This is a genomic window from Streptomyces sp. NBC_01296, assembly GCF_035984415.1.
Classification (GTDB): Bacteria; Actinomycetota; Actinomycetes; order Streptomycetales; family Streptomycetaceae; genus Streptomyces.
On record NZ_CP130720.1, the window covers coordinates 7,770,478 to 7,796,966 of the forward strand.

Here is a 26,489-nt window from a genome sequence, read left to right on the forward strand (position 1 = left end):
GGCCGGCTCTACGAGGCCGGGACGGCGCCGGCCGTGAGGCCGGCGAGGTCCAGTGCGCGGTGCACGGCGGGCAGGTCCCAGTCCTCGTCGCGCCGGGCGTTCCCGGTCTCGGCGACCAGCTGATCCAGCGCCTCGGGCGTCAGCCGGTAGTCCTCCGCGGCCTCCAGGAGCCCCTTCACGGCCGGCCCGTGGCCGGCCAGCAGCCAGAGGACCTCCTCGCGATCCACGAAACGGCTCATCCCGCAGTCCAGGCCGTCGTCCTCGAGGCTCTCGGGGTACGGTGCGCGGGCCCAGGCGCCGTTCTCGTACCAGTAGACGCAGCCCAGCTCCCAGCCCTCGAGCAGGTCGCGCAGGGTTTCGTACGGGAGCCAGTCCGGGGCCTGCGCCAGCATGTCGACGGGGGGCTCGTGCCACTTGACGCCGCTCGACTCGTCCTCGCCGTAGAGCACGAAACGACCCTGGCCCATCCGGGCCAGGGTCCACCACGTGCAGCCGGCGTCGTCGAGACGGAGCCCGGCGCCGTCGATCCAGTGGCCGGTGCGGTGGATTCCTCGGCTCTCCGCCTCGGTGGTCGCCTCGAGTACGGCGACGAACGCCCACCGCGCCCAGAGCAGTTCCGCCGCGGGCAGGTCTCCGGGCCGGCCCGGCCGGTGAATCGTCATGCTGTCTCTGCTCCCCTTGCCGGTTCGACACACGCGTACCGGCAGGATCGTAGCGGCAGTCAGCGGGGCGCCGGGGCGCCCGAGTTCGGCTGGCGCCGTCACACCGTCAGGGCTTCGCCGTCCGCGGGACGTCGGTGCACAGGGCCCAGATGACGAACACGCCGATGGCGATGGCGATGATCGACCAGAGTGGCTGGTACGGCAGCCACATGAAGTGCAGGATCACGTACAGGCTGGTCAGAGCGATACCGGCGTACCGGCCGGCCTCCCAGCCCTTGAGGATCGCCGCGCCGGCGCAGACCACGAGGATGCCCACGATGAGATGGATCCAGCCCCAGGCCGTCAGGTCGAACTTGAAGGTGTAGTTCCCGACGCGCTGGTACACCTCGTCGTTGGCGATGGCGACGATGCCTTCGATGATGCCGAAGATACCGGTGACGATCATCACGACGCCTGCGAACGTCGTACCGCCCGATGCCCAGGCTCTGCTGGTAGCGCTCGGCGTAGTACTCGGCGTGCTGCTCATTGCGCCGCCTCTCTCTCGGCTGTGGGACCAGGTCTCCATGACGCACCGGTCCCGTAACCCATCGTGCGCAACCATCGCGCGGTGCGCACGTCGGGACGCATTCCGTCGGAGTCGACGCCATCGTGGACCAGGGCGGCGTTCGCAGGGCCAGCCAGTCCGTGGGAGGCAGGCGCGTCCTACAGTGACCACCGTGCGTCAACTTGACCCGGCCGTAAACGACCGGGCTTGGAGGTAGAGGCCGACTGGCTGCCGGGTTGTCTCCTCCGTCCAGACCACCTATGAGGTGGCCGGGACGCGTGACTCACGCCCCGCGGTCCACGCAGCTTCGCCTTTGCGGTCGATGTTGTGGGACGCGTTGTCGTCCGCGTTCAGCACGATCCCGCAGGACCGGCAGGCGAACGTTGCCTGGTCGACTCGGTTTTTCCGGTCGATGTGGCCGCACTCGGAGCACTGCTGGCTGGTGTACGCCGGGTCGACGTACACCAGCGGCACCCCGGCCCGCAGCGCCTTGTAGGCGATGAACCGGCCGAGCTGGTGGAAGCTCCACGAGTGCAGTGGTGCCCGCTGGTCCTTGCGGAGCCGTACCCGGTCGCGGATGCCCGTGAGGTCTTCCAGGGCAATACCGCGGCCGGTGCGTTCAGCGGCGGAGACGATCTTCTTCGAGATGACGTGATTGATGTTCGCCGCGTGCCGGGCCTCTTTGCGGCTGCGGTGCTTGAGCCGGCGTTTGGCAGACTTGGTGCCTTTGGCCTGGAGCTTGCGGCGTAGTTCGAGCTGCCGGTTGCGGTGCCGGTTCAGGCCGCGCCCGGCGGCCCGGTAGCCGGTGGATGTGGTGGCGATGTTGACGATGCCGAGGTCCACACCGATAAACCCGGACGGATTCTCGTTGACCTGGGCCTCGGGGACCTCGCACACGGCGATCAGGTAGAACGCGCCGTCGCGTTCGATCAGGTCCGACTCGCCATTGCGGTACTCGCGAAGCGTCTTGAGTGCGCCTGCGGAGCAGGTAAAGCGGACGCTTTTGAGCCGTCCCGCTGTGGTCCAGATACTGACGGTCCGCGCGTCGTACTGCCACGACAGACACCGGTCGTCATACGGCTGAGCCGAATCCGGACGGAACGTGACCGGCTTCGACTCCGCTTTGACCCTGCGCTTCGATCCGGGCCTGCCGAGATTCCCCGCCCGGATGTTCGCCTTCAACGTGGTGTAAGCGTCGCGGGTCTTCTTGATCACGTGCTGGGCAGCCTGCGCCCCAAGACCGGAAGCTTTCAGCTCCGCGTAGGTGTGCTTCCGCAGTTCGTACTCACGCGGCACGCCGTGCTCGAACGCCACGGCGGACACCCAGTTGGCCCGTTCGTTGACCACGCGCAGGGTCGCACCGATGGCCGTTGCCTGTAAGGCATCCGGCATCAGCTTCACCTGCACGACGATCTTCATGCGGACATCGCGGACATCCTACTACCATTGATCTATGTCCCCACGCTGGGAGCCAAATCCCAATATTCGCAGGGGCCGTACGGTCACCCACACCCTCCACGCCCACTTGGTCTTCACACCCAAGTACCGGCGTGGACCCTTCACCGACGAGATCCTTCGACGCTGTGAAGAAGTCATGCGGTCCGTCTGCGCCGACTTCGAAACCGAGCTGGTCGAGTTCAACGGCGAACGCGACCACGTGCACCTGCTGGTGCACTACCCGCCGAAAGTCTCCATCTCCAAACTGGTCGGCTCCCTCAAGGGCGTCTCCGCCCGCAGGCTCCGCCAGGAGCACCCCGAACACATCCGCAAGTACCTGTGGGGAGCACACTTCTGGTCACCCTCATACTTCGCAGCTTCCTGCGGCGGAGCGCCCCTGTCCGTCATCAAGGAGTACATCGAGCAGCAGAAACGTCCGATGTAACCTGCACGTCAGAGCAATCCAGAGAAGCGATTCCTCCCGGGCCTGAAGGCCCGGGGTTCCTCGTTAGATCCCGCTGAAAACCCGTGGTTCGAGATCGACGACCCTGACGACGAGTTCGGTTTCGACGAGACCGAGCGCGCCTTCGCCGCAGCGCTCCGCACGTCGGCCGCATCGTGGACCGTCCCGTATGCCCACAGCTGGATCGGTCGCCCTGACGACGACTCGAGGCTTCTGGCGGTTGTAGCGCTGAGTGATGACCATGCTCGGGTGTCGCTGGTGGACGTCGGCGTGCACCTGGGCGGCTCCACCGTCCGCGGTGACCTCCACAACCAGCTCTACTTCCTCCCCGACCGGCCGACCGGCTTGGCGATGGAGGCGACCGGCTCCCCCCAGGAACTCGGCGAGTGCGCGGCCGCCTGGTTCGAGGCCATCCTGCGCAAGCCGATCGTGCGCCACGAGTGGGAACACGCCGGACAGCTCTACGCACGCCGGTACTTGTTCGCCGACACCGGAGAGGGCTTGTGCCAGAGCTACAACCAGAATCTGGCACCGAAGGGACAGCCGGAGAGCCTGATCGCTGCCGGTCATGCGGTCGGCCGGGGTTGGGTCCAGACCAGCGGGCTGGACCGGCCCCACCGGGTCGTTGCCATCCGAGGCAACGCTCCCGCATGAGGCAACTGCGGGCGGCCGACCGACGCCGACCCGGTGTGAAGGGCGGGGCGATCCGGAGGATGCACCTCTAGTACGGGCCGCCGCGGAAGAGCAGGCTGCCGTGGTGGCGCGGCCGGTCGCCACGTTCGTGCGCAGCGTCGGAGCGGTCGGCGGGGGCCGACGGATCGGCGAGGGCCCGGAGGGACGCCAGGCCGGCCAGCACCTCGTCACGGCGCGACGCGGACTTCATCCAGGCCGGCAGACGGGCGAACATCGCCATCGTGGGGGAGGCATGGCGCTCGCGCAGCCGGGCGCCCACGTAGGCGGCGAGGGCGTCGACGTGCTCCTCGTTGTAGGCCCAGAGAATCCGTCCCGCACAGCGGGTCTGCAGCCAGAGCGGCCGCCGGAAGAAGGGGTCTTCGGTACCCCCGGGCACCGCGCCGACCAGCCCGGTGCCCCGCTGCTCGGCCGTCCAGTCGGCGACCGCACCGCAGCCGCCACAGGTCAGGCGGCGGGGCTGGAAGAGCAGAGCGCTGAAGTACTTCGGCGCGGGAAGGTCGGGCCGAGGCGCGACGAGCGCGCGGCCACCGCACCTCGGGCAGACCACGAGCACCCGGTCGGTGAACTGGACGAGCCACATGCCGTGGTCGTGGTGGCGTACCGGTTCGGGATGCGCGGGCTCTGAGCTCATGACGGACACCCTGCCAGGTCCGCCACACCCCCAACGACGGGGATGGAGCGGGAAGGAGGGTGCCCACGTCCCCAGGCGTCGTGCGCAACAACCACGGCGAACTCAACGTCTTCACCCGTACCGTTGGTGCGCCGAGGGGGAGCGCCTCCTCAACCTCGATCCGCGAGACGGGGGTAGGGGGTGATCCAGAGTGCGTCGTACTTGCCGAGGACTGCCCGGAGTTCGCGGGCGTTCCGGGGTGTCATGGCCAGGAGCACGCGGTCGAGGAGAGCGCGGCCTTCCAGGGGGTTGCCGCAGCAGTACCAGTGCACATTGCCCCACTCGCATTCGTCCCACAGCTGCTGCTTGGGGCTGCGCACGTACTGCTTCCACCGGCCCAGGGCCAGGGCTGTGTCTCCTGGCTGCAGGTAGTTCCGGGTGTCTTCGAGGCGGGCGATCTCCGCCACCGCGCGCCGGGAGAGACCGTCGATGCACGGCCTCGCAGCGTGTGTCCCGCGCTGGCGGAGGTGTCCCGGCCGTCTACGCGGCACGGGCCTTTCTGGTCGTCGTCATGCGGCACATGCTGCCACGATCTCGAACGCGGAGCGGCGGACTTTTGTCTGCACACGAAGTCGGCGCGCCTGCGCCGGGCGGCCACCACGAGCGCGGCTCGGGATGGTCGCCCCGGTCCTGGTCCGGATCACGGTCGTAGCGGGCTCCCCTCACGGAGGTAGACCGCAGTGCCGGACCGGGCGGCGGTGTGGAGGGCGGTCAGCGTCTGGAGGCGAGCGGCGAGAGGCGTGTCCTGCAGCTCGTCCAGGTGCCTGAAGGCGTGGAGGTCGTGCTCGGGGCTCAGGCGGATGGGCTGCTCGCCGGTGTAGACGCCGCCGTGGAAGAAGTAGTCGATCACGGGGCCGGTGTTCTCGACATCGGCGCGATGGTCAGTGCCGATCAGCCGGGGTACCTCGTCCAGCTCGGCCCCGGTCTCCTCGCTCATCTCCCGCCGGGCAGCCGCCCACGGGTCCTCGCCGTGGTCGAGCATCCCGCCCGGGAGCCACCACTGCCCCGCGGCCGGCCGGCCGGGGCCGTATCGCAGGAGGAAGACACGGCCGTCCCGGTCCAGCATCACGACGCACGAGGCCACGATCGTCCGCGGCAGCGTCTTGATCCACTCCTCCCGGGGAATCCACATGCTCAGGCCTCCCGGGCAGCCAGGGTCCGGGCGGCGGTCTTCTCCAGGTGCGCGGTGAACAGCGCGGCCGGGTCCGCAACGCCGAGTCGGTGCAGCGCGACCATCGCTGTCACCAGTACGTCGCACACCTCCGACTCCACGTCCCGCCACGTGTGCGACCGGCCCTTGCGCGGGTTGGTGCCGGTGGCACCGATGACGGCCTGGGCGGCTTCGCCGAACTCCTCCCCGATCTTGAGCACCTGCAAGACCCGGCGCTGCTCGGCGGGGACATGGGCGGCTGCCTCGTCGAGGAAGACGGCAAGCTCCCCGGTGACGTCCCAGGCGTTCTTCTCCACGGTGGTTCCCTTCGTCCGGCTGTTGTCCGTTCTCAGTCCTGTGAACGATTCGGCGGGCTCCCGGATGCTGGACCACCGCGGGGGCACTGGCCGAAGCGTGCTGTCCGCCGGAAGTCGCTGGGAGTCGTTCCGTACGCAAGGCGAAACGCGCGGGAGAAGTCCGCCTGGTCGCGGAAACCCCACCGGGCAGCGGTCTCGCCGATGCTCCGGTGACCGAGCCGCACGTCGGCGAGGTCCGCCCGGCTGCGTTCGAGGCGGCTTCGGCGGATCGTGGCCCTGACGGTCTTCGGCTCCTGCTGGAACAACCGGTGCAGGAGGCGTACAGAGATGTGGTGGTGAGCCGCGATGGTGGCCGGGGCCAAGTCGGGATCGGCCAGGTTGTGGTCGATGAAGGCCTGAATCCTGGCGAGCAGGGCTTGTTGGCGCGTCTCGGCGGGGAGGACGGGGGGACGATCCAGCTGCCCGGCGAGGAAGACGGTGGCCAGATCGACCCCTACGGAGCCCAGACGTTGCAGCTCCTCGGCGTCGCAGTGGTCAGCGTTCTCGCGCAGACCGCTCAGGTAGCCGGCGAGGAGCGCACCCGATCCGGTTCGGGAGGACAGACGGGTGCCCAGCAGCCTGTCGGCCCGGTCATGCGGCAGCGGCAGGTCGGTCCTCGAGAGCCGGAGCAGGGTGACCCGCGACTGCCGGCGGTGATCCTCGAACTCGCAGGCCAGAGGGTGAGACGTATCGAACAGGGCCATGTCCCCCGCCTCGAGCAGGGTATTGCTGCGGCGCTGTTCCAGCCCGATCGGGCTGCCGTGGACCAGGAAGAGGAAGTAGCACTCCGGATCGGAACGCCGGACGTGCGCGGGTGTTCGTTCGGCCGACATCGGCGAGAACGAGAACGAGGACACCTCGGCCTGCGGCAGCCGAAGCGACGTCGCCGCTCCTCTGAAGCGGTCGGTGTACTCGCTGGTGATGGACACCGGCATGACCGCCTCGCTGACCATCCCGCTCCACCACTCGAAGCCGTCCCGCGCGCTGACGCTGTTGGTGGAGACGGAGACGGAGACGGACCGCTCCCGTTCCACTTCTGTGCCCGCCATTGCACCCCTAGCTCGTCCCGACGCCAGATCCGCACTCATACTCGAGCGCACCGCGGGCGGGGACGAGCAGCTTGCCGGTCAGCTTCGCAGTGCATTCCCCGCCAAGCATGCGTGGAGCGGCAGCTGGAGCACGTGCGGCGTCGTCCGGCTGAGACCCATGGCCACGCCCCGCTCGCGGTGCCGGCCGATCGTCATGTTCCGAGCCGTGGCGCGGCCAAACCGGTCAGCCTTCGCGCCTGGGCCTCGTTGAGCACGCCAGGAGGAACAGGTTCCCGATCACGTAGAAGCCGACGATCCGCCAGTCCCCGGTGTACTGGGTCTGCAGCGGGTTGGTGCGCAGGGCAGCCGGGGCCGACGCCATCAGACCACACCTCCTGTGACCCGCACCTCAACCGTCCCCATGCCTCCACGACCGCTGACGCGGCCATGGAGGCATGGCGGGTGTTCATTCCGGATGGAACGACAAGCTCAGTGGTCGTGCCGGATGGTGGGATGGGCTGTTGAGGCAGCGGGGGCCTGCGTCAGACCATGCATGCTGCTGTGGTCGAGCTGGTCCCCGTCGTGGTGGGGTTTGCCGTACTGGTTCTTCGCGCAGGCGGTGACGGTGGACGGGCCGTGGGTGTCATCGCCGGCGAAGGTGGCGGTGTAGCAGGCTTCGCTGTCATACCTGCGCGGGACGTTGCAGATGGCATGGCCCCTGCTGTCCGTCGTGTCGGTGCACAGCGGGGTGGAGTCGGTGGTGAACTCGATCCGCTTGCCCTCCACGGGCTCGCCTCCGGCGGTCAGCCTGGCCTTCAGGGTGAAGTCGCCAACGCCCAGGACACCCGGCCTGTCCTTGCCCTTGCCCTCCTTCTTCTCCGCCTTCAGCGTCAGTGTGGTCGGGGTCCGCGGCTGCTCCAGCTCGGGGACGGTCCCGATCGCCACGCCGACGGGGCTTTCGCCGACATCGATGGTGGCGGTGACGGCATTGGTGGCGGTGTCGATCACCGACACCGTGTCCGAGCCGACGTTGGTGACGTAGACGCGGGTCGTGTCCGGGGTGACCGCCACCCCCTGGGGTAGGGAGCCGACGGGGATGGTGGCGGTGACGGTGTTGGTGGCGGAGTCGATCACCGAAACGGTGCCCGGCGAGGTGGCGTTGGTGACGTAGACGTTGGCGCCGCCGACCAGGGCTGCCGCCACCCCCAGGGGGGAGTCGCCGACGTCGATGGTGGCGTCGACGGTGTTGCCGGCGGTGTCGATCACCGACACGGTGGCGTCGTTCATGTTGGTGACGTAGGCGGAGTCCGGATTGACCGCCACACCTTGGGGGAAGGTGCCGACGTCGATGGTGGCGGTGACGGTGTTGGCCGCGATGTCGATCACCGACACGGTGTCCGAGCCGGGATTGGCGACGTAGACGCTGGATCCCACCGCCACACCACGAGGGTCCTCGCCGACGTCGACGGTGGCGGTGACGGTGTTGGTGGCGGTCTCGATCACCGACACGGTGCCGCCGCCGGAGTTGGTGACGTAGGCGCGGGTGCCGTCCGGGGTGACCGCCACACCTTGGGGGAAGGTGCCGACGTTGATGGTGGTGGTGACGGTGTTGGTGGCGGTGTCGATCACCGACACGGTGGAGCCGCCGGAGTTGGTGACGTAGGCGCGGGTGCCGTCCGGCGTGACCGCCACGCCCTCGGGGTCGCTGCCGACGTTGATGGTGGCGGTGACGGTGTTGGTGGCGGTGTCGATCACCGACACGGTGTCCGCGGCGTTGTTGGTGACGTAGGCGAGGGTTCTGGTTTGCGCGGTGGCGGGTGTTGCCGCGGCGAGGGGGACGATCACCCCGGCCAGTACCGCCAGCCCCGTCACCCAGGACCGCAGCAGCGCCCACCAGGAACCCCCGCCCCCTCGACCTCGCACCGTGTTCCCCTGTTCCGGCGCCGCCGGTACCGAGCTACCCGACATCACGACCTCCTGCAGTACACGACACCGAAGTGGCGTTTCCATGGGCCACGAGCGATGCCCTGCCAGGCATGTCCGGGTCCTCCGCGGCGCTGATGATCGCCGCAGCCGACGCTAACGCCGTCATCCGCCCGTGCCTGCCCAACACCCATGAGGGCGGGCTGTACGGATGCGTGCATACCCCCTACGGCCTACCGGGGCCCTTGCCCGATCTTCATCGCGGCGCAGACTCGGACGGGCCGGGTCGCCGTGGGCATCAGCGTCCGTGTCCCGGACACCCGGCGGCGCTCGGCGCGGGCCCGCCGGGCCGCCTGACCTCGAGGGCATCACTGCGGCCGGGCCCCTTGAGCCGGACAGGTGATCTTCGAGATCTGGTTGTTCTCCTCGTCGGTTCGGCTATGCAGAATGCTTTTGCCGCTTGCCTGGGGTTGTGTATTTCCGTGTGACGTCCGGCAGTTGGAGGTAGCACCACCCATGGCGGAGAGCGGAAGCCCCACCGTCAGAAGGCGCCGGCTGGGCGCGGAGCTTCGCCAGATGCGCCGTGCCGCGGGCATGACGTCCCAACCGGTGGCGGGTCGGCTACTGGTGTCGCAGTCCAAGATCAGCCTTCTGGAGAGGGCCGTCGCGCCATCAACCCCCGTGACGTGCGTGATCTGTGTGAGCTCTACGAGGTCACCGACCAGTCGCTCGTCGCCTCGCTGATGCGGATGGCGAAGGAGTCGGGCCGGCAGGGCTGGTGGGTCGCCTGCGGCGACGTCCCCCTACAGCGTGTTCATCGGGATGGAGACGGAGGCCGCCTCCATCCACTCGTACGATCCGCTGGTGATCCCGGGCCTGCTGCAGACCCCCGCCTACGCCGCCGCGGTCATCGAGGCACCCTCACATCACAGCCGAGCAGGCCGCCACCCGTCTGGAGGTGCGGCTACGGCGCCAGCATCGCGCCCACCACCCCGCCCGTCCGTTCCGTTTATGGGTCGTCCTGGACGAATCGGCATTACACCGCGCCGTCGGCACCGCCGACGTCATGTGCGAACAGCTCGAACATCTGAACCGCCTCGGTGCCCAGCCGCACATCACCGTGCAGGTCCTTCCCCACACCGCAGGAGCCCACCCCGGTGCCTCGGGGCAGTTCTGCATCCTCACGTTCCCCGACAGTGACGCGGGAGTCGTGTATTTGGAGCGCTTCACCAGCAACCTCTACCTGGAGAAGCCCGCGGACCGCCTGCCCTACCACCTCATGTACGACCACCTCCAAGCGCAAGCGCTCAGCCTCGAACAGAGCCGCCGGTTCATCCGCGACACCATGCGGCTCCACACCCGATCCTCGTGAGCGGTGGGCAGCGAAGGCGCTCAGCCGGGAACACTGCCTTCCCAACCGGACAGGGCTCCGCAGGCGGCGCACGCCGCACTGCCGGCGGGTCCTCGCACGGGCGCGGCAACCGCCGGGACTTCCTGGTGGGAGAGCCAGGGTGCATTCGCATTCCGGGCCAGGACGTACTTGAAATGTTGCTGGCGCCTCAGTTCGAGGACGTCCCTCTGTCGCATTCGGCCCACCCCCGACGATGCCAATGCGCTCCAGAACGCACCTAGTACTGCACAGATCAGCACAAACTTAATCAACACGTCTGCCACAGCGGGTCCTTTAGGGTGACGGATTCACACAGCGGGCCCTCGGTCGAGCCCTCAGCAACATTTCGACATAACGCAGCGGCATATGCAGAGTTATGCCCAGCCGTCTCATTGCAGCCATGTGCAGCAGTCTGTCGGGTTGCAGTAATTTCCGATTAACATCAGGCGCCCGGCGCCCCGGCGGGGCGCACGGGCGCGTGGCGGCCCGACCGAACGGCGGATCGCCGACCCCGCCCGGGGCGTGCCGCAGCCCACTCGAGCAGGAGTCCGGGCGGCGTGGTCGCCTCCTCTGCAGCATCCGGCCCAAACCGTGCCGTCACCCATCTGAGCTGCGGGGATGTGCCGCTGGCGAGATGCGCCAAGCGGTCCTGACGGGTTCGACGCGAGTGCAGAAATGATGAACGGAAACAGTCACCACTCGTTCGCCTCACCACCATCACCCGCATGGCTCACACCCCGCCCGGGGTCGGGAGCGTTGGTTGGACTATGACAACAGCAAACATCGACGCAATCTTCCGTCGGCATACCAACGAGGAGGCTCTCCCCGTTCGCCCCGGCGTCGCCCGGATGGGTAAGTGGACATTCACACCGGCTTCATCCGATCGCACCCAGGGTGAGAACGCGTCCCTGCATCATGAAGGTCGGAAAATCGAGCTGAATTACTCGTCCTCAATCTTTGAGGATTTCCTGAAGGCGATCAGCAAGATCCATCACGAGTTCAACCGACGGTCGCAAGACGTGGCTGCATCCGGGACGTCCGGAATGTGCACCGACGGCCAAGTGAGGCAGGGCCCCCGTGTATGAACCGTACGGTCATCACGACTGGAACGGCTTCCCCACCCAGCCGGATGCCCACATCTTTCGGCCGGTACCGGAACCCGAACAGCACGTCGCCACGGGGCACCCGCCGTTCGGACTTGACCACGGGAACAGCACATGGGATCCGGCGGAGGAGCTCGCCTGCCTCCTCCAAGGGAGCATGGCCGCCGGCCAGGCGGAGCCCTTCGACCGGGGCATCTTCGACGAAGCGAACGACATGATGAGCACCACCGGGCTGGCAGCCGGACCTCCGGGCGTCATCGGGCTGCCGGCGGCAGCACCGCCCGGCGCGCACCGCCGGACCGTCGCGGCGAAGGCGCCGGCAGTGGCCCTGCTGCGAACGGGCAGCCTGTGCACAGCCGTGTTGGTCGCACTCATCGCCGCCGTCGTGAGCGTCCTCAGCGGCCTTGCCATCTGCGATGCCCTTCAGCACAGTGCCGCGCCCCGCACCGCCCACGACGTGGTCGGCTGGTGGCCGCTGCTCATCTACGGACCCTGGATGGTCGCCTCCCTGTCCATCCTCAGGGCAGCCCTGCATCAGCGCCGCGCCATCCACTCCTGGTCCATCGTCCTGTTGTTCTCCACCTTGGCCACGCTCCTGTGCGTGGCCCAGGCGCCGAGAACGTTCGCCGCCGAGGCCGCGGCGACCCTTCCCGCCGTCGCCGCGCTCGCCTGCTTCCAACAGCTCGTCCGCCAGATCACTCTCACCCGGCCGCCCCGTCAACCGACGCCGCGGCACCGCAACTCCAGGCCCTCCGCTGCCCCCAAATTCCACTACGGGGCATGACGGTCACGTCCGGGAATTCCCTGGCCGGGATCGGTCCGCCACCCGTGCGCAGCAGTTCTGTGCCTGGCGGACGGTCGCCGGGTGCGGCCGAGGACGGTGAGGGCCGCCACGACGCCCTGGCGAAGGGGGAGGCCGCCGAGACGGGCGGGGCCGGAGCCTGCCGTGTCAGTCGTGGCCGCGCCGCCCGAGGCAGAGCCGGCGCCACCGCATACGGCGCCGGAGACGAAGGCGTGACAGCCGCTGACCGCATGGAACACGTGGTCCTTCCCGGAGCCCGACGGATGGGTCGAGTGATCGTTTACACCTGAGGAACGACAATCGAATCCGATAAGTCACGGGCGGTCCGCAATCTAGGCTCGACGGCCTTCGATGACCGCCTCGTGCACGCGCAGCCGGCCCGGGCATCTGACTTACCGCAGCTCGGAGCCCATCCCGGTGGCCCGTTGCCTGGACTCCGCTGTCGCCTGTACGACGGCCCGCCCCGCAGACCCGGACCGACCGCGCTCGTGAAGCACCGCACACCCCCGCCGGCACTGCGCACACACCTCCCCTCGTCTACTGAGAAAGGACAGCAACCATGGCGTACGAGCTCTCCTACGCTGAGCGAATCCAGTACAAACGGCTGCAGGACGACGCCTACCAGGCAGGCCAGGAAGCCGTCGCCCATCTCGAGGCAGCCCTCGCGCTCGCAGGGCTGGTCCTCCCCTCTCTGACGAACGACGGACCCCTGGGCTGCCGCGGGTTCGTCCGGCTCGGGGGATGCAGTGTCGCGGTCGCCAGCCAGCTCGCCGAGGTGGTCGCCGCGGGTGCCATTGCCCTGCAGCAGCAGCGGACGTGAGCACTGCCCCCGCCGCGCCCGTAGGCCCCACTCCAACTTCCCCGCCGACAGGCAGACTTCAGGAGGTCCTTGCATGAACACGTGGCGAGCTTCCTCGCGCGCGCCGAAACCGCAGGAGGCGCTCGACCCCTACCGCTTCCCCGGCGTCCGGGGATTCGAGGACGAGGAGGACACTCGCCTCCAAAGCTCCGCGCCGACCCCGGACCCGGCGGAGCGGCCCGTCAGCCGGATCAGCGCAGCACACCACCGGCGCCTCGACCTGCACGCGGCGCTGACCGCCGCCGGCATCCCGCCGCTCGCCGGAGACCTCCACGCCATCGACGCCGTCTCCGCACTCGACGCCACCACCAACGCTGCCGTCCAACGATGGATCGCCGGCACGCGATGACCCACCGCACCTTGCGGCCCACGCTCCCGCGCCACACGTGGGCCGCAACGGGGCACGGCCGGGCAACGGGGAGCCGCACCACGGCCCACGGACGAGGGTGCTGACGGAGCAGCGAGGGAACGAGTGCTGAAGGGGCGACGAGGGCAGGATTCGAACCTACGTCCACCCGGGATCAGAGCCGGGCGCTCCTCCGCAGAGCTTCCTCGTCGCCGCTGTGATCATTGCTGGGGCTGCTGCGTGGGGCAACCGATTTACGGGCACGGCCCTGTGCGTTCACTGCCGGGGGTCACCACCACTCTTGAGCGGCTGCACGTTTGCCCTTGCCGGAGAAGACTCCGGCTGACCGAAGGGCGCTGGCCGCGAGTGGATCCGCGACGGCGACTCCGTGCACCAGCTCGGGCGTCCGCCGGAAAGCCACGGCCTTGGCTGCCAGCCTGGGGGCGGTCCAGGCGCCGGCCACCGGGTCCACTCGATGGCGGGCGCAGACTGCTTCGACGAGTGAGCGTGGGCATTCCTTCTCGGCCCGGAGGACTTCCCAGGGCAGGGGAAGCTCCGCCCAGACGTACGTGTCCGGGTGCAGTCCGCCGCCGCTCATGCGGTGCCAGTACGCGACGTCGGCAGCCATGAGGCGGGGTACCTTGCCGGGGCAGACACGATCCAGGATCTCGTCCTGGCCCAACTCGCTGAGCAGCGCGAACCAATGCGCCCGGGCCGTGTTCCATGCTTGCGCCGCCTGGTTCCACGTCGACGAGTCGTCGCCGCGGCGCACGATCATCGTGTCGCGTTCCAGCGGGTGCCGGTCCCAGGCGTCTTCCAGCAGGTCGGCGACCTGGCGCAGGAAGCGGTTCCACCGAACCAGCAACCGAGTGAGGTCCTGGTCGGACACATGGGCCAGCACTTCGGCCGTGGGGTGCACATGCGCGACCGCCTGCCAGCAAGTCCGCTCGGGAGCCTTCCGCAGGCGCTGGAACAAGGCCTCTGCGACCTCGTCGTAGACCTGACGCTGCCGGCCGTTGGTGAAGACGCTGCGCATGTGGCTGCGCGCCGTGATGTACGCGACGAAGGCTGCCGTGTCCGAGTCGGTGGCGAACAGCTCGTACGGCAGAGCGTGGGCAAGCGCGCCTTTGCCGGTGATCGTCACTTCGCGGCGGTGCTGCTCGTGGATGAGGCGGGCCAGTTTGGCTTCCATCCGGCGCAGCAACCGGAAGCGCTTGTTGTACTGGCGTTTTGAGACGGTGCCGAGGCCCGCCGCCGTGCGCTCCACCCGGTTGAGGCGGTCCATGCCGAAGTCGTTCTGCCCGTACGATCGGCCGATCTCCTCGCCTGCGCGCCGGATCACCGCCTCGATCTGGGCGGGATCGTCCCCGGCGCTGCCCAGTGGTTCCGGCACGCTCGCGAACAGGCTCGCGGCTCGGGCGAGCTGGCGTTGCGCGCCGACGGGGCTGGCGAACTCTTCCACCATGGAGGTGTAGCCGTGCCAGAGGTTGCGCAGCGAGTGCTCGGCGGCCTTGGCGAGCGCCGTCTCGGTCGCCGTATCGAGGTCGGTGCCCCGTGCGGAGTGAAGATCTTGGATGAGTCGGGCCACATCCTCAGGACGCTTGCGCAGTGTGAGTGATGCGTGCAGTTCACGGAGCAGTTGTTCGACCACGGGCGACGGCATGAGCGTCACCTTGTCATCAGCCTGACCAGGGCTCCACTGGTTATCCGTCTGCCGCATGCGCACAGCACCGACGGCTCGCTTCCGCTGCCGGCGTCGCACCGACAACCATGCGCGAGGTCGTTGGATCCGGCTCCGCGCTCACCCAACGCGTGCCGCCGGGCGGGAGGGGTGGCTCCGGCCCGGCGGGACTTGGGGAGGGTGTGGTGTGGTCAGCTCGGGGCGATGGAGTTCAGAATCGCCGACGCGACGTGATCGGCGGCATTCTGGTGGCCCCCGGCGTTGGGGTGGACGAAGGCCACCTGGTCGGGGAGTCGGGTGAAGATGCCCTCCACCCACTTGCCCGCGTCACAGACGCTGTGCCCGCTGGAGGAGTCGTAGAGGTTGACGAAGGTGTCGCCGCGCTTGGCGGCTGACTTCTCGATGACCGCGTTGAGGGGTTCCATGACGTCCTGGCGCAGCCAGTCCAGATCGCCCTGGGTGATCGAGCCGAACTGTTCGTAGTCGTCGTACCGGCACTTGGACGTGTCCTTGGGAATGACCGTCGGGTAGCCGACGGCCAGGATCTTCGCGTGCGGAGCCCGTTCGTGGAGCCTGGAGAGCATCGCGTCGTAGTCGGCGTTCACCTGGTTCAGGCGGCTGGGGATGTTGTCGGCCAAGTCGTCCCTGCACGGTGTGCCCACGCCGCCACTGCCCGAGCCCGACTGCAGGCAGGTGAACAGGATTCCGGCGAAGCCGAGGGTGTTGCCGCCCACGCCGACGGTGACCACGTCGGTGCCGGGCTGTACTGCCTCGGACTGGGCGGGTACGGCGGGGAAGGGGTAGTCCGGGTCCTCGGAGATGGGCGGCAGGTGCTGTCCGATCGGCTCCTGGGCTTCGGACGTGATGTTCTTGATCGTGGCGGCGCCGCAACTGACGTTGGTGAGATCGATGAGTGAGCCGAGGTCGCGGTCAATGACCTGCGGGTAGGACCGGTCGGTGCGCTCGCAGCCGTCACGGGGGACTTCGAACGTGTCGCCTGCGGCCTGGATGACCCCGGCGGTGTACGAGTCGCCCAGGGCGACCCACTGGTAGTCCGCCGTGGGGGCGGCCCCTGCGGGATGTGCGGGAGTCAGGGCGCCGGCGGCGAGAGCCGCGGCGGAGCCGAGCACGGCCAGACGGGTACGGAAGAGTGCCACGAATCCTCCAGGGATGCGGTGTTGGCGGCACTATGACCATACGGAATTGGTCACTCCATGCAGTAGGACGAATGCGGACAGTTACGTTCTGTGGAGTCTGTGGCTCCACTCAGACAAAGATGGACACGTTCCGAACGGGCGGATTCTTCCTGTCGGCCATGACGGTTCGGTATATGACAGGTTCTGTGCGGTATGTGGGCAATGTGAAGGGAGTGTTGACCGGCCCCTGCGACCCCGGCCTGCCGCCCGGTCCGCCCGGCTGTCCAATTCACGATCATCCGCGGTTCCGCGCGCCCCGCCATGCCGGAGAAGAGGGCGAAGGGCTCGCCCGTGGGCCTGGCCGCGTGCAGCGTTCCCTGCGGGGGACGGTGCGCCCGGCTGGACGTCGCGCAGCAGAACTTGGACGCCTCCCGCACGGTTCTACGGTCCGTGGAGATCCCGGCCCAGGCGCAGAACAACGACTGGATGGTCACGTGGACCGCCGACTCGCAGTCGGTCGTGGTGTGGGGGCGCAAGGCCGGCCTCCACCGCGCCTACGCGGCCTCCGACCTCGGCCGGAGCGTGCCGCTCCCGCAGGAGGCGCAGAAGGGGGAGAGCGTCGACAGCGTCGTCGGAGTGCAGGGGGGCGAGATCGCCCTGCTGACCGACAACGGCACGCTGGCGCGTATCGACGCCACGCGTGGGACCGTCCTCACCCAGCCGTTTCCCGCCCACCCGGGACCCAACTCCAACGGTCCGCTCGGCGATCTCTTCACGTACGGGCAGCTCATGGCCCGTCCCGGGCACCCCGGACAGGTTGCCGTCGTCACCAGGGCAGGAGGTGGGCGCGGCGAGATCATGCTGTGGGACGTCCACACCCCGGTGCAGGTCGCGATGTTGACGGGCCCTGCCATCGGCGTGCCGTACACCGAGAATTCGCTCGGCAGCGGGCTCGTCTTCAGCCCCGACGGCTCGCGGCTCGCCGTGCAGAACCACGACGGACAGGTGCGCGTGTGGGACGTCGACCGCCGGGAACGGCTGCCGGAAGAGGTGCCCCGCCCGACCGGGAGCCATCTGATCGGGTTCGCACCGGACGGCAGACTCGTCACGTACCTCGGCGGGCTGATCCGGGTCCATGACCTGGCGGACGGCTCCACCGTATCGCTGGCGGTGGCGGAGGAGGCCGCAGAGGAGGTCACCGACACGACGGCACAGCTCACGACGGACCACCAGCTGGTGATCGACAACGGTGTGGGGCGCCGGGCCTTCGACCTCCGCGCCGAGGCCCAGTTCCGCACGCTGTGCGCCGGAGCCGCACGCGACTACACCGAGGACGAACGCGAGCAGCTCCCGAAGGGGACCCCGCCCGAGCCGCCCTGCGCCTGAAGAGCGGCCCCGCGGTGGCCCGTGCCCCCGGCCGGGGCCGCTACATCGGTGGTGGTGTCCAGCAGTCGGGGCCGCCGCCGCGCCAGTCGACCAGGGCGGGGTCGGTGACGTCGAAGTCCTCGGCGTTCTCCATGCCCGTCGCGGCGAGGAACACGGCGATGTCGCTGATCCGGTACGCCGTGCCCAGGCTCTGCCCGTCGCAGCGCACCCGGCGCCATCCGCGGTGGTCCGGGGGGTGGACGACCAGGCGGGGAGCCGGGGGCGGCGTGTCGGGGCCCGGGTCGTTCCCGGGGCAGGCGCTCGTCATGCCGCCCTCACCCAGCCTCTGGCCCTCGCCGCGCGGCGGAGCTCGACCGGGCCGCCCGCCGTACGGGCCGGGCGCGACCAGTACGGATGGGCGGCGATCGCGCGCGAGAGCGCGATCAGCCGGCGGCGGAGCGTGGTCGTGCCGGCGGTTGCGGGCCGCCGGGCCAGTTCCCGGTAGGTCCGGAGCCACTCGGCCTGGAGGGAGACCAGGTCGTCGGGGAAGGAGGTGGACTGCATCCACTAATTCAAGCATGTGTTCGATTTATAGGGCGAGCGGAGCGGAGCGATGCAAGCCAAAAACGGGACGGACACCCTCACGGCTCGTGACGACCCTGTTCACCCGGGGGGACATACGGGGTCGGTCTTCGGGTCCGACAGGTATGCCGCGCGTTCATCCGCCGTGAGGTCGCGGTTGACCGCCTTGCAGATCTTCCGGGTCGCTGCGGCAGGCGGGGGCATGACGACGTCCCACAGCCGCGCTGTGTTGTCGTCGCCACCGGTGGCTAGCGTGCGGCCGTCGGGGCTGAACGCAACCGCTTGGACCATGTCGAACTGGGTCAGCGTGGCGCGGGCCTTGCGGGTGGGTACGTCCCACAGCCGTGCTGTGGTGTCGACGCTGCTGCTGGCGAGCGTGCGCCCGTCGGGGCTGAACGCCACATCGGACACCTGCCCGGTGTGTCCGGTGAGGGTGCCCAGGCTCTTTCTGCCGGCCGCGTCCCACAAGCGCACTGTGGTGTCCTCGCTTCCGGTGGCCAGGGTTCGGCCGTCGCGGCTGAAGACCACCGCGTTCACCGGTCCGCTGTGCCCTGACAGGGTGCCGACATGTCCACCGCCGGCAGCGTCGTACAAGCGGGCGGAGTTGTCCGAGTTGCCGACGGCCAGGGTCCTCCCGTCAGGGCTGAAGTCCACCGAGGTCACCGTGCTCTCGTCGGACACGGGGTCGCGGATCTCCTTGCCGGTCGTCACGTCCCATTGCCGCACGATGTTGCCGCCGCCCGTGGCGACGATGCGCCCGTCGGAGCTGAACGCCACTCCGTCGACCGGCCCCGTATGTCCGGGCAGGGTCGCACGGTTCCTGCGCGTGTTCACGTCCCACAGTGCCGCGGTGCCGTCGAAGAAGCCGGTGGCCAGGGTGCGGCCATCGGGGCTGAAGGCCACGGCTCTGACTGCGTCGCTGCCCTTCAAGGTGGCCGGAGTCTTGCGGGTGCCCGGGTCCCACATCTGCACGGTCTTGTCGATGCTGCCGATCGCGAGGGTGCGGCCGTCGGGGCTGAACGCCACCGACCAGACACTCCCCACGCCGCTCAGGACGGCCCGATTCGCCCCGGCCGCCACGTTCCACAGCCGCACGGTGGCGTCACTGCCGGTGGCCAGGGTGCGGCCGTCCGGGGTGAATGCCACCGACCAGACCGTGTCGGTGTGGCCGGTGAGGACGGCCAGGACCGTGTCCGAGGCCACGTCGCGCAGCACTGCAGCGCCGTCCTGGGTGCCGGTGGCGAGGGTGCGGCCGTCGGGGCTGAACGCCACCGAGTTGGTGATGTTGGCGTAGGAGCCGAGGGTGCTGCGGAGCTTGCCGGCGGCGACGTCCCACAGGCGCACACCGCTGTCCGCGTCGGTCGATGCGGCGAGGGTGCTCCCGTCGGGGCTGAACGCCACGGAGTGCACCTCGCCCGTCTGCTTGAGCGGGCCTGAGCGGAGCTCGGCGGTCGTCGGATCCCACACGCGCACGGAACCGTCGGCGCTGCCCGAGGCCACAAGGCTTCCGTCGCGGCTGAACACGACGGATCGTACGGTGCCGGAGTGCCCCGTCAACGTGTCCCGGACCTTGCCGGCCGCGAGGTCCCACAGCTTCACGGAGTTGTCGTCCCCGCCGATGGCGAGGGTGCTGCCATCGGGGCTGAAGGCGACGGACCACACGGCGTGGGCCGGATCCTTGAGGAGGCTGCCGCGGGGTTTTCCTGTGGCCACGTCCCACAAACGCACGTCACCGTCGAAGCTGCCGGTGGCCAGGGTGCTGCCGTCAGGGCTGAAGGCCACCGACCACACGGCATCGGTGTGCCCCTTCAGGGTGGCCCGGGGCTTGCCGGAGGCCTGGTCCCACAGACGCGCGGTTCCGTCGGCGCTGCCGCTGGCGAGAATGCTTCCGTAGGGGCTGAACGCCACCTCGCCGACCCGGTCGCGGTGGCCGGGCAGGCTCTGCCGCAGCGGGAGGGCTGCGGCGTTGTGCAGGCTTTGGGCGGCTTCCGGCGTGGGGCTGGTGCGGTAGGCCTGCACCGCGAGCAGCGAGGCCAGGGTGGAATCGGTGGTGAAGAGGGTGTCGGACTGGCCGGCGAGCTGGCGGGAGAGGGCTTCCTTCCGGCGCGTCTCGGCGGTCCGCCACTGCCAGAAGACTCCTGCCCCCGCGACGAGGGCGATGGCGAGCAGGCCGGCCAGGATCGCATTGAGACGCCGGCTGCGGCGGATGGCGGCCTGCTGGTGCTCCTTGCTGGCGGTGAGGAACCGGGAGACCTCGGCGGGCAGGCGGCGCTGATGGGACCATTCGAGCCCCTCTTCCAGTGCCGTGCCCGCGAGCAGGTCCTCCTGGTGCTTCCCCTCGGCCCAGCGGGCCTGCTGTTCGCCGGCTCGTACGAACCATTCCCGGAAGCGGCGGTCCTGGCGGACCCACTCGCGCAATTTGCCCCAGTCGCGGATGAGTGCGTCGTGGATGAGCTCCGCCACCGGCTGTGCCGAAGGTCCTTCGGGCGTGCGGGTGGTGACGATGCGCTGCCGGGTCAGCTCGGCGAGGACCGTGTCGACCGCATCGCTGTCGTCGGGCGCACCGCCGGGGCCGGCTGCGAGGTCTCGTAGATCCGCCAGGGGGACCTGCGCGCGGATCGCGGGCACGTTGTGGCGGGGGTCGTCAGGGCGCACGAGCGAGGTCAGCATGCGCTGGGCGATGGGCAGGTCGTCCGGTGGCAGTCGGCTGAGTGCGGTGTCGCACCACGTGGTCAGGCTCCCGGTCACTCCCCCGATGCGCTGGTAGGCGTCGTGGGTGAGAAAGCCGTCGTGGAGCCGTCGCCACAGCTCGCTGAGCGTCAGCTCCAGCAGGGGCAGCACCGTGACGGGAGCCCTGCGGCCTGCCGCCCCCTCCGGGGCTGTGGCCAGGACGTCGGTGACGATCTGCTCGGGGAGCCCGCTTTCGAAGCGGGCGCCGACGTTGTGGGCGGGCAGCGTGATGATGTCGTGCAGGTCGCCCTGGCTCAGCGTGCCCGGGATGTTGAGGAGGCCGGGCATTGCCGCCTCCAGCAACTCGGGGGCGAGGGCGGCGAGCTGCGGGTAGAAGTCGTCGCGCATGACCAGGATCACGCTCAGGGCGGCATGCGAGGTGATTGCGGCCGTGAGCCGGTCCGCGGCCGCGAGGTTGCCGCTCTGCTGGGTGAGGAGTTCCTCGAACTGGTCGATGACGAGCACGACCCGTTGGCGGTCGGGTCGTGCCCGCAGCAGACGGGTCACGGCCTCGGGGATTCCGTCTGTGGCGGCCCCGGGCAGACCTGCGCGCTCGATCTCGGCAGCGAGGTCCTGACCTGGCCGCACCCGTACGGGCAGCCACCCGTCGCTGCCGCTCAGTCCACCCGCGGCCAGGGCGGGCAGGACCCCGGCCTGGATCAACGAGGATTTGCCCGAGCCGGACGGGCCGAGCAGCAGGACCACGCGCTGCTGCTCGCCCAGATGCTCGAGAACCTGTTCCACGGCGTCCTGCCGGCCCTCGAACCACTGGGCCTGGTCCGCGGTGAACGGCTCCAGCCCCCGGTACGGGCATACATCCTGAACGGCCAGGGCAGGCCAGATCCCCCGTAGCACCTGAACGGGGGTGGCGTAGGCGATGCCCTGGCCCTTCCCGTATGCATCCGGGCTGGTGATCTCGGTGAGCATGCCGATGACCAGGCCGGTCACCTCGTCGACGATCGGACCGCCGCTGAAGCCGGTGGTGAGGTCGTTCGCGGCCGTCAGCTGGAGGAGTTCGGCCCGATCCCCGGTCGCAGGCAGAAGGCCGCCCGCCTCCGCGTATCCCCAGTGCCCGCCCGGGGGAGCCTGCCCGGGAAAACCGTAGGAGCGCACGCGGTGGCCCCTGGAGTCGGCGGCGGAACCCAGCGCCGGTACGTGCGTGCCGGACACGGCGACGCCCAAACGCACCAGGGCGATGTCCTCGGCCTCGGGGCCGCGCCACGGCTCGTGCAGAACGATCCCCTCGACCGGACCTGCACCGTCAACGTTCGGGAAGGTCAGCCACACGCTGCCCCCGGGCTCGCTGCCGGTGGCGCGGATGACGTGTGCGCAGGTGACGAGGACGTCCTCGGCGATCAGGAAACCGGCCCCGCACACCTCATCGTGCTGTCCGATGACCTGGGCCACGGCGCGGAGCGTGTCGTCCACCGGCTGCTCCTTCGACGGCAGGTTCCGGCTCTGCCCTGATCGTCATCGAGCCCGTCGGCCGCCGCATCCCCGGGCGGGCCGTAGGCGTGATCTCGGGGCTGGGCCTCGGCAAGCAGGACGCGCGGGGGACCGCCACCCGATACCGGCCAAAGGCCCCCGCCGGGCGCTTGGCCGGGGGAGCGGCGGGCAGGAGGTCGGGCATGTTGAGGCATCAGCGTGAGCTGCCCCGTCTGATCTCCGACGCCCATGTCGACGCCCTGGTCGCGCTCGACCCGATCACCGGCACGTACCTCGGGACGTCCGCCGGCGCCGGGAGACTGCCCGACTACTCGCCCGACGGGGCCCTGGCCGAGGCCGAGCTCGCCCGCGAGACCCTCGTACGGCTCGCCGCCCACACGGACGGCGGCGCCGATGTCGAGCGGCGGTGCGCGCGGCTGCTGCGGGAGCGGCTCGACGCGGAACTCGCACAGTACGACGCCGGCGAGCACCTGCGCGCCGTCAACAACATCTCCTCGCCCCTGCACCGGGTGCGCAAGGTCTTCGCCGTGATGCCGGCCCGTACGCCCGAGGACTGGGCGGCGATCGCGGAAAGGCTGCGGGCCGTGCCCGGGTGCCTGAGCGGCTACCGTGCCTCCCTCGCCGAGGGCGCACGCCGCGGAACGACCGCGGCTCCCCGCCAGGTACGGGCCAACGTGGCACAGCTGGAGGAGTGGCTGGGCACCGGGGGCGGGGGTGGATTCGGCCGTCTGGCCGCCGGCGCGCCGCCGCACATGGGCGCCGAGGTCGGGGCCGCGGCGCGGGCGGCCACGCTGGCCTTCGCCGAGCTGGGGGAGTGGTTCCGGCACGAGTACGGTGCACGGGCCGCCGGCGCCGGCGCCGAGGACGCCGTCGGGCGCGAGCGTTACGGCCGCTTCGCGCGCTACTACACCGGCGCGGACCTCGACCTCGACGAGGCGCACGCGTACGGCTGGGAGGAGTTCCACCGGCTGCTGCCCGAGATGCGCGCCGAGGCGGAGCGCATCCTGCCCGGCGGGCAGGATCCGTGGGTGGTGCTGGCCTGGCTGGGAGAGCACGGGAAGAGCGTCCACGGCGTGGAGGAGACCAGGCTCTGGCTCCAGTCCCTGATGGACGGGGCCGTGGAGGCCCTGGACGGGCGGCACTTCGACATCGCCGAGCCGGTCCGGCGCGTCGAGTCGTGCATCGCGCCGCCCGGTGGCGCCGCAGCCCCGTACTACTCGCAGCCCTCCCTCGACTTCGCGCGCCCGGGCCGGACCTGGCTGCCCACGCTCGGCAGGACGCGCTTCCCCACCCACAACCTCGTGTCCACCTGGTACCACGAGGGACTGCCCGGCCACCATCTCCAGCTGGCGCACTGGACGTTCGTCGCAGCCGAGCTGTCCCGCTACCAGACGAAGGTCGGCAAGGTGAGCGCCACCACCGAGGGCTGGGCCCTGTACGCCGAACGCCTCATGGACGAACTGGGGTTCCTCACCGACCCCGCCCACCGGCTGGGCCATCTCGACGCCCAGATGATGCGGGCCGTCCGTGTCGTGATCGACATCGGCATGCACCTGCGGCTGCGCATCCCCGCGCACTCGCCGTTCCGGCCCGGGGAGCGGTGGACTCCCGCGCTGGCACGGGAGTTCCTCGGCCGCTACTCGAGCCGGCCAGTCGCCTACCTGGACAGCGAGGTCGTCCGCTACCTGGGCCGGCCCGGCCAGGCCATCTCGTACAAGCTCGGCGAACGGGCCTGGCTGGAGGGCCGGGAACGGGCCCGGGCCAAGCAGGGCCCGGACTTCGACCTCAAGCGCTGGCACATGGCCGCACTGTCGCTCGGCTCACTGGGTCTCAGGGATCTGAGCGACGAGCTCGGATCCCTGTAGGCACTGCGTGGCTAAGGGCGTGCGGCGGTGTGTTCGAGGATGGTGCGGACCTCCGCGGTGATCGCGGTCTCGTTCTGCTCGAACTCGGGGCCGGTCAGCAGGTTCGGGTCCGCCGGGAGGCCGGTGAGGACCGGGGTGTGCAGGTGGCCGCCGGGCAGCTGCGGGGCGAGGTCGCCGCGCAGGCGGTTGGAGCGGTAGGCCACCTCGTTCGACAGGTAGCCGCCTCCGCCGCCCTCCACCGCCCGCGAACCCGGCGTCGGGCCGTCCTCACGGTCCACCGGCGCGGCGGCACCCGCCGGGATCTCGGTGACGGCGGTGTTCAGGAGCACCGGGTACGGGCTCTGGACGGCGCTGGTCGCCGCGTCGGTGGGAAGCGTGGTCCGGATGAACTCCGCGCCCGGGGCGAGGCCGGGAGCGGTCACGGGGTGTTCGCGGGTGCCGCCGGAGAGGGAACGGGTGTTGTCGGGGTACGGATCCGCCGACCGGGACCGGCCCGCCCAGGCCTCCAGGGTGAAGATGCCGGGGTAGCCCTGGCTGATGGTGGTGATGACGTCCGCCGCGCCGGGACCGCCGGACAGGCGGGGCGTGAAGGCCCGCTCCACGATGCCGGCGTCGAAGTCGGCGTACCGCACGGGCAGGACGACGGCCCGGATCTCGGCGCGGCTGCCGTCGGCGAGGGTGATGCGGCGGCCGCTGAGTCGGAGGGCGGCGGAACCGGAGGGGTTGGCGCGGCGCAGCTCGGCGTCCAGGCCGAAGGGGTCGAAACCGCTGATGAAGACGCGCCGTACGCCCGGGGCGGTCCGGAAGGCGTTGTCGGTCAGGCCGCGCGAGGCGTCCTCGAAGCGGGCGCGCAGCGCAGCACGGTCGACGGCGAATGCCGGCTCCCAGCGGGCGAGCGCGGCGGTCATGGCCAGCCGGGTCCAGTACAGCGGCCGGTCGTCCCCGGCCGGGAGGTCACCGCCGGGCCGCTGCCCCTGGGCCCGGTGTACGGCGGCCTGCCAGAGGGCCTCGCCCCAGCCGTCGAGGAGCGGCCCGGCTTCGGCGGGGCTCCGGACTGCGCACAGCGCGGCGGGAAAGCGCCGTACGAAGTCCCCGAACCCGCCGCGCTCGACGAGCGCCGTGGTCCGCGCATCCGTGAGCCGCGCCTGCTCGGCGTCGAGGGGCGCCGAGGGCGCGGTGCGGCACGAGGCGGTGTCCTCAGCGTGCGCGGGCGCGGTGACGGCCAGGGGGAGGACGGTGGCAAGAAGGACCGCGAAGGAGGCGGCACGCCGTAAGAGCATCATGCAATGTGACATTACATAGGGGGGATCAGCTTCCACCAGACGTCTTTCCGGTCACTCCGGCACAGGCGTGTCGCGTTCCTCGGGCACGGGCGTATCGCGCCGGCGCCGTTGCAGCGTCGCGTCGAGGGCAGCAGACAGATCGGGGACCGAAGGCCTCGCCGCCGGGTCGGACCGGAGGCAGCCGTCGATGGCCGCGGCCAGGGCGCGCGGGAGGCGTCGGCGGGCGGTCACCGGCGGCGCCGTCTCCTCGAGCTGCGGAAACCAGCCCGCGCTCCCGCTGTCCGTGGTGCCGTCGGCCGTTTCGCCGGGGTCGAACGGGACGTCCCCGGTGGCGAGTTCGTACAGCGTGATGCCGATGCCCCAGACGTCGGCCGCCGCCGACAGCGGTCCCCCGCGCGCCTGTTCGGGAGCCAGGTAGCCGAACGTGCCCACACCCGGCGGGGCGATGCCCGGCGCACGGGCGACGCTGAGGTCGAGCACCTTCGCGTGGCCGCATTCCACCACGACGTTGGACGGCTTCAGGTCCAGGTGCAGCAGACCCTGCCCGTGCAGGTAGTGCATCGCGGAGCACAGCTGCACGCCCAGGACGGCCACGTCCTCGGCGGCAGCCCGCCGGGGCAGACGGCCGATGAGGTGGGACAGCGTCTCGCCCGTCAGCGTCTCGAGGACGACGAGCGGCTCGGGCGACTCGAAGGTCTCGTACGCACGGACCAGATGCGGATGCGTGAAGCGCTGCAGCCAGCGGCCCTCGCGGACGAGCCGGTCGCCCAGCCGGGGCTCGTCGCGGCAGTCGGGGCGCAGGACCTTCACCACGCACCGGCAGTCCCGTTCCTCGCTCCAGGCGTCGTAGAGGTCGAGCCAGCCGGTCCTGGCCAGGTGCGCCAGGACCTCGTACCCCGGCGCGGGGGCCGTGCCGGGCGCGAGGGGCGGGGCCGCGGGCCGGGTGGCGGTGGCAGGGCTCATGACAGGACCTTC

At 70.0% G+C, this 26,489-nt stretch carries 24 protein-coding genes, 1 tRNA gene and 1 pseudogene; 8 read left to right on the top strand and 18 right to left on the bottom strand.

Annotation, left to right across the window (positions count from 1 at the left end):
- Positions 1–8: 8 nt before the first annotated feature.
- The 3 genes from OG299_RS35385 to OG299_RS35395 form a co-directional block, all read right to left on the bottom strand.
- A complete protein-coding gene (locus OG299_RS35385; protein WP_327363717.1) occupies positions 9–662 on the bottom strand; it encodes a hypothetical protein in 654 nt (217 codons plus the stop codon).
- Positions 663–768: 106 nt separating this feature from the next.
- Positions 769–1,107: a DUF7144 family membrane protein gene (locus OG299_RS35390; RefSeq protein WP_266632323.1), complete on the bottom strand. Its 339-nt coding sequence runs from the start codon at positions 1,105–1,107 to the stop codon at positions 769–771.
- Between the two features lie 357 nt (positions 1,108–1,464).
- Entirely contained in the window at positions 1,465–2,625 is a 1,161-nt protein-coding gene (locus OG299_RS35395) for an RNA-guided endonuclease InsQ/TnpB family protein (RefSeq protein WP_327363718.1), read from the bottom strand.
- 34 nt (positions 2,626–2,659) lie between these two features.
- Between OG299_RS35395 and tnpA the strand changes: the two genes are divergently transcribed.
- Both tnpA and OG299_RS35405 read left to right on the top strand, forming a co-directional pair.
- The gene (gene tnpA / locus OG299_RS35400; protein ID WP_327363720.1) at positions 2,660–3,088 is read left to right on the top strand and encodes an IS200/IS605 family transposase; all 429 of its coding nucleotides are present in this window, start codon (positions 2,660–2,662) and stop codon (positions 3,086–3,088) included.
- 267 nt (positions 3,089–3,355) lie between these two features.
- Positions 3,356–3,760, top strand: coding sequence for a hypothetical protein (locus OG299_RS35405; RefSeq protein ID WP_327363721.1), 405 nt, complete (start codon positions 3,356–3,358; stop codon positions 3,758–3,760).
- 67 nt (positions 3,761–3,827) lie between these two features.
- Here the strand turns inward: OG299_RS35405 and OG299_RS35410 are convergent, their stop codons facing one another.
- The 7 genes from OG299_RS35410 to OG299_RS35440 form a co-directional block, all read right to left on the bottom strand.
- Positions 3,828–4,430, bottom strand: a complete 603-nt coding sequence (locus tag OG299_RS35410; RefSeq protein ID WP_327363722.1) for a hypothetical protein — start codon at positions 4,428–4,430, stop codon at positions 3,828–3,830.
- Positions 4,431–4,579: 149 nt separating this feature from the next.
- Entirely contained in the window at positions 4,580–4,876 is a 297-nt protein-coding gene (locus OG299_RS35415; RefSeq protein ID WP_327363723.1) for a hypothetical protein, read from the bottom strand.
- A gap of 233 nt (positions 4,877–5,109) precedes the next feature.
- Entirely contained in the window at positions 5,110–5,601 is a 492-nt protein-coding gene (locus OG299_RS35420; protein ID WP_327363724.1) for an NUDIX hydrolase, read from the bottom strand.
- 2 nt (positions 5,602–5,603) lie between these two features.
- Positions 5,604–5,936, bottom strand: coding sequence for a MazG-like family protein (locus OG299_RS35425; protein ID WP_327363725.1), 333 nt, complete (start codon positions 5,934–5,936; stop codon positions 5,604–5,606).
- A 32-nt stretch (positions 5,937–5,968) separates the two neighbouring features.
- Positions 5,969–7,063, bottom strand: coding sequence for an AraC-like ligand-binding domain-containing protein (locus OG299_RS35430; RefSeq protein ID WP_327363726.1), 1,095 nt, complete (start codon positions 7,061–7,063; stop codon positions 5,969–5,971).
- A 184-nt stretch (positions 7,064–7,247) separates the two neighbouring features.
- Positions 7,248–7,385 carry a hypothetical protein gene (locus OG299_RS35435; RefSeq protein ID WP_327363727.1) on the bottom strand — a complete coding sequence of 46 codons (138 nt, stop codon included), beginning with the start codon at positions 7,383–7,385 and terminating at the stop codon, positions 7,248–7,250.
- A gap of 107 nt (positions 7,386–7,492) precedes the next feature.
- Positions 7,493–8,926, bottom strand: coding sequence for a cytochrome D1 domain-containing protein (locus OG299_RS35440; RefSeq protein WP_327363728.1), 1,434 nt, complete (start codon positions 8,924–8,926; stop codon positions 7,493–7,495).
- Positions 8,927–9,442: 516 nt separating this feature from the next.
- Between OG299_RS35440 and OG299_RS35445 the strand changes: the two are divergent.
- The 4 genes and pseudogenes from OG299_RS35445 to OG299_RS35460 all read left to right on the top strand — a co-directional run bounded on the left by OG299_RS35445 (position 9,443) and on the right by OG299_RS35460 (position 13,429).
- Positions 9,443–10,298: pseudogene (locus OG299_RS35445) on the top strand (helix-turn-helix domain-containing protein).
- A 1,278-nt stretch (positions 10,299–11,576) separates the two neighbouring features.
- Entirely contained in the window at positions 11,577–12,203 is a 627-nt protein-coding gene (locus OG299_RS35450; protein ID WP_266632339.1) for a hypothetical protein, read from the top strand.
- 577 nt (positions 12,204–12,780) lie between these two features.
- Complete coding sequence (locus OG299_RS35455) at positions 12,781–13,041, top strand: hypothetical protein (RefSeq protein ID WP_266632341.1); 261 nt, start codon at positions 12,781–12,783, stop codon at positions 13,039–13,041.
- A gap of 73 nt (positions 13,042–13,114) precedes the next feature.
- The gene (locus tag OG299_RS35460; RefSeq protein ID WP_266632343.1) at positions 13,115–13,429 is read left to right on the top strand and encodes a hypothetical protein; all 315 of its coding nucleotides are present in this window, start codon (positions 13,115–13,117) and stop codon (positions 13,427–13,429) included.
- A 135-nt stretch (positions 13,430–13,564) separates the two neighbouring features.
- Here the strand turns inward: OG299_RS35460 and OG299_RS35465 are convergent.
- The 3 genes from OG299_RS35465 to OG299_RS35475 all read right to left on the bottom strand — a co-directional run bounded on the left by OG299_RS35465 (position 13,565) and on the right by OG299_RS35475 (position 16,264).
- Positions 13,565–13,637: transfer RNA gene (locus OG299_RS35465), tRNA-Gln, on the bottom strand.
- Between the two features lie 78 nt (positions 13,638–13,715).
- Complete coding sequence (locus OG299_RS35470; protein ID WP_327363729.1) at positions 13,716–15,146, bottom strand: hypothetical protein; 1,431 nt, start codon at positions 15,144–15,146, stop codon at positions 13,716–13,718.
- Positions 15,147–15,298: 152 nt separating this feature from the next.
- Positions 15,299–16,264 carry an SGNH/GDSL hydrolase family protein gene (locus OG299_RS35475; RefSeq protein ID WP_327363730.1) on the bottom strand — a complete coding sequence of 322 codons (966 nt, stop codon included), beginning with the start codon at positions 16,262–16,264 and terminating at the stop codon, positions 15,299–15,301.
- A gap of 300 nt (positions 16,265–16,564) precedes the next feature.
- Between OG299_RS35475 and OG299_RS35480 the strand changes: the two genes are divergently transcribed.
- Positions 16,565–17,629 (top strand): WD40 repeat domain-containing protein, encoded by a 1,065-nt coding sequence (locus tag OG299_RS35480; RefSeq protein ID WP_327363731.1) that lies wholly within the window; start codon positions 16,565–16,567, stop codon positions 17,627–17,629.
- A gap of 40 nt (positions 17,630–17,669) precedes the next feature.
- Here OG299_RS35480 and OG299_RS35485 read toward each other — a convergent pair whose 3' ends face one another.
- The 3 genes from OG299_RS35485 to OG299_RS35495 form a co-directional block, all read right to left on the bottom strand.
- A complete protein-coding gene (locus OG299_RS35485; RefSeq protein ID WP_266632351.1) occupies positions 17,670–17,936 on the bottom strand; it encodes a hypothetical protein in 267 nt (88 codons plus the stop codon).
- Positions 17,933–18,172: a DUF8825 domain-containing protein gene (locus OG299_RS35490; protein ID WP_327363732.1), complete on the bottom strand. Its 240-nt coding sequence runs from the start codon at positions 18,170–18,172 to the stop codon at positions 17,933–17,935. The genes OG299_RS35485 and OG299_RS35490 overlap by 4 nt, the downstream gene beginning before the upstream one ends.
- A gap of 99 nt (positions 18,173–18,271) precedes the next feature.
- Positions 18,272–22,348 (bottom strand): nSTAND1 domain-containing NTPase, encoded by a 4,077-nt coding sequence (locus OG299_RS35495; RefSeq protein WP_327363733.1) that lies wholly within the window; start codon positions 22,346–22,348, stop codon positions 18,272–18,274.
- Positions 22,349–22,548: 200 nt separating this feature from the next.
- Between OG299_RS35495 and OG299_RS35500 the strand changes: the two genes are divergently transcribed.
- Positions 22,549–24,231: a DUF885 domain-containing protein gene (locus tag OG299_RS35500; protein WP_327363734.1), complete on the top strand. Its 1,683-nt coding sequence runs from the start codon at positions 22,549–22,551 to the stop codon at positions 24,229–24,231.
- An 11-nt stretch (positions 24,232–24,242) separates the two neighbouring features.
- Here OG299_RS35500 and OG299_RS35505 read toward each other — a convergent pair whose 3' ends face one another.
- Together OG299_RS35505 and OG299_RS35510 are read right to left on the bottom strand one after the other, a co-directional pair.
- Positions 24,243–25,514, bottom strand: coding sequence for a PA0049 family protein (locus OG299_RS35505; RefSeq protein ID WP_327363735.1), 1,272 nt, complete (start codon positions 25,512–25,514; stop codon positions 24,243–24,245).
- A 51-nt stretch (positions 25,515–25,565) separates the two neighbouring features.
- A complete protein-coding gene (locus OG299_RS35510; protein WP_327363736.1) occupies positions 25,566–26,477 on the bottom strand; it encodes a serine/threonine-protein kinase in 912 nt (303 codons plus the stop codon).
- Between the last annotated feature and the right edge of the window lie 12 nt (positions 26,478–26,489).